2 protein-coding genes are annotated in these 2,704 nt (G+C 64.3%); both read right to left on the bottom strand.

The genetic code is table 11. The features are described 5' to 3' along the window. On the bottom strand, positions 1-1,034 hold a 1,034-nt coding region (locus tag Q0D45_RS21400; protein WP_293397903.1), incomplete at its 3' end, for a TonB-dependent receptor plug domain-containing protein. Between the two features lie 135 nt (positions 1,035-1,169). Then, positions 1,170-2,704, bottom strand: a 1,535-nt coding sequence (locus Q0D45_RS21395; RefSeq protein ID WP_293397901.1) for a tetratricopeptide repeat-containing sulfotransferase family protein, incomplete at its 5' end; no start/stop codon positions are given.

Below are 2,704 nucleotides of genomic sequence, written 5' to 3'. Positions count from 1 at the left end.
AGCGAGCCGCCGCCGGTGCTGACCGTGCGCGACTCCAGCGTGTCCTGCCGGGTGCGACTGTCGTTGACATAGACGCGCCACAGCAGGCTGTTCAGCTGGCCGAGATCGAACAGCGTCTGTTCCAGGCTGACCCGCGCGCGACGCGCCTGATCGTCGGCCGCCAGCGCTGTGGTCTGGGTGGTCGGCGATATCGCGCGCACGGCGCTCAACGAGTTGGTATCGCTGTCGTCGACCAGGCGCTCCAGCGTCAGCTTGATCGGCGCATCGCCGGTTTCGCCGTAGACGAGCTTGGCCAGCAGGTTCTGGCTGACCGCTTCGCTCGGGTCCGGCTGGGTGCGCGTCGTCCCCGTACCGCTATTGTTGCCCTTGTTCGACAGCTGATCGCCGCTGCGCACCACCGCCGAAATCAGGCCGGAGAAGGCGCCGTTGCGGCCGGCGACAGTGCCGCCGCCGATCCAGGTGTCGTCAGCACTCGCATAGCCGCCACGAGCCTGCACGGCCAGCTTGTCGTCGGGTCCGTCGAGATAATCCAGCGGGTCCTTGGTAGTGAAGCTGACCACGCCGCCAAGCGCGTCCGAGCCGTACAGGCTCGATGCCGAACCACGGACGATCTCGATGCGCTTGAGATTGTCGAGATCGACGAAATCACGGCCGGCATTGGAGAAATCGCCGATCGAGAAGCCATCGGGAATCGGCACGCCGTCGATCTCGATCTGCACCCGATTGCCGCCAAGGCCACGAATGGTGAAACCGCCGCGGCCGAAGCGCGAACCTTGATACGGCACGCTGACGCCGGGCTCGTAACGAACCAGATCGCTGATGTTCTCGACCACGTTGCGCTGCAGATCGGCAGCGTCGATCACGGTCACGGTCGCCGGCACTTCATCGAGCCTGCGTTCGTCTTTCGTGGCGCTGACGGTAACCTTGCCCAACGTGATCTCAGCCGTTTCCAGCGGTGGCACTGCAGCCGTTTCCGCCGCTGACGCACCGCTGATCACCCCCAACAACACCCCCTGCCACCACCGCTTGCCCATGACTGCTCCTGACGAAAGTCTGGAGTCATCGCTGGCTAACGGACGTTGGCTGGCCTTGACTGCTTATGAGCCCGCATACTAATAAGAATCATTCTCAATAACAAGTTAAGGAAAGATATCTTTCGAAGATGGCGATCAGGCATCAGGCTGTTGATCGTCGCGAAACGCCCGATCCAGCCCCGGTAGATGCTCGGCATAGGCTTTCCAGCGCGCCACCGACTTCGTGTAGATCGGCTGCCGCACCTGCCAGCGGCTCGGCGTCTGCACCGCGCGTTCGGCTTTATGGAAGGCCAGACAGCGGGCGTCCCAGGGCGCGTCGAGGAAGCCGATCAAGCGCCGCGCCTGGCCTTCGAGATCGGCCACGGTGTCTTCGTAGCGCAGTTCGAGCATCTTCAGCGGCAGCACCTGGCGCCAGTGCGCCATCAGCCGCAGGTACTGCTGGTGGAAGAAGGCGAGATCGTCGAAATCGGTGGCGTAGCGCTGATCGGGGCTGAAGTTTTCCATCCAGATCGACAGGGCATTGTCGCGGCCATCGCGGATGCAATGAACGACTCGGGCATTCGGGAACAGCAGTGCTGCGAAGGCCAGATGGAAGAAATTCAGCGGCGACTTGTCGCTGATTCTCGAAGCCGACTTCGGCGCCTCTTCGCGCAGCGCTTTCAGATACTCCAGCGCCAGCGTCCGGCTGCTCATCTCGTCGAGCTTCTGCGCCGCCTGCCAGGGTTCTTCGTCGCTGCCGATCACACCATTGGCGAGCCGCGACAGATCCGGCAGTTCGCCAGCGCCGTGGAGCAGCGGATGTGACGCGAGTATCTGCTCGGTCAAGGTGGTGCCGGAACGCGGCAGGCCGACGATGAACACCGGCTGGTCGGTGCCCAAGCCGAGACGGCGGCGGCTTTCGAAGAAGGCGCCATCGAAGGTTTCGATGATGCGGTCGATGCGCCGGCTGAGCACCGCGCGATCCAGCGGTCCGTTCGCCTGTCGACGCGCGGCGTTGCCAGCAAGGCCAGCCGCAGCGGCCTGTGCGTAGTCCTTGCGCCGGTCATGGAACTTGGTCAGGCCGTAGCCGATCAGCGCCCTCGCCTCGTCCTTCACCGCCGGATTTTGGAGCAGCGTCTGCGCCGCGCTCAACTGGCCCGCTTCGGGTTCGTCGCGCACCAGCGCCAGATACTGGCCGAGCGCCTGCGCGTGCTGCGGACGCCGCTTCAGCACCTGCAGATAGCAGCCGAGCGCACCGCCGGCCTCGCCGAGATCTTCGAGCGTGCGGCCGAGCCCGAACCAGCCTTGGAGATGATCCGGATCGAGCCCCAACGCCTGCCGGAACAGCGATTCCGCCTGCTTGACCTTGCCAGCCTGCGAAAAATGCTGGGCCAGCCGGCTGCGTGCGCGGGCCAGTGCCGGATCGTGCTTCGCAGCGCGTTCGAAGCATTCCAGCGCGTCTTCGAGCTGGCCGGCATCGATCAGCAGATTGCCGAGATTCAGATAGGTTTCGGCGCGGCTCGGGTCGATCAGCAACGCCGTCTTCAGCGCCTTGAAGGCACCGTCCCGATCACCGCGTTTCATCAGCGCGGTCCCGAGGTTGTGCGAGGCATCGGCATGACGATCATCGGTCCGGATTGCTTCGGCGAAGCACTGCGCGGCGTCGTCGAACTTGCCTTCCAGCGCATGGA

Source organism: Nevskia sp. (assembly GCF_023266035.1).
Classification (GTDB): domain Bacteria; phylum Pseudomonadota; class Gammaproteobacteria; order Nevskiales; family Nevskiaceae; genus Nevskia.
This window is presented reverse-complemented; position numbering and strand designations above follow the sequence as displayed.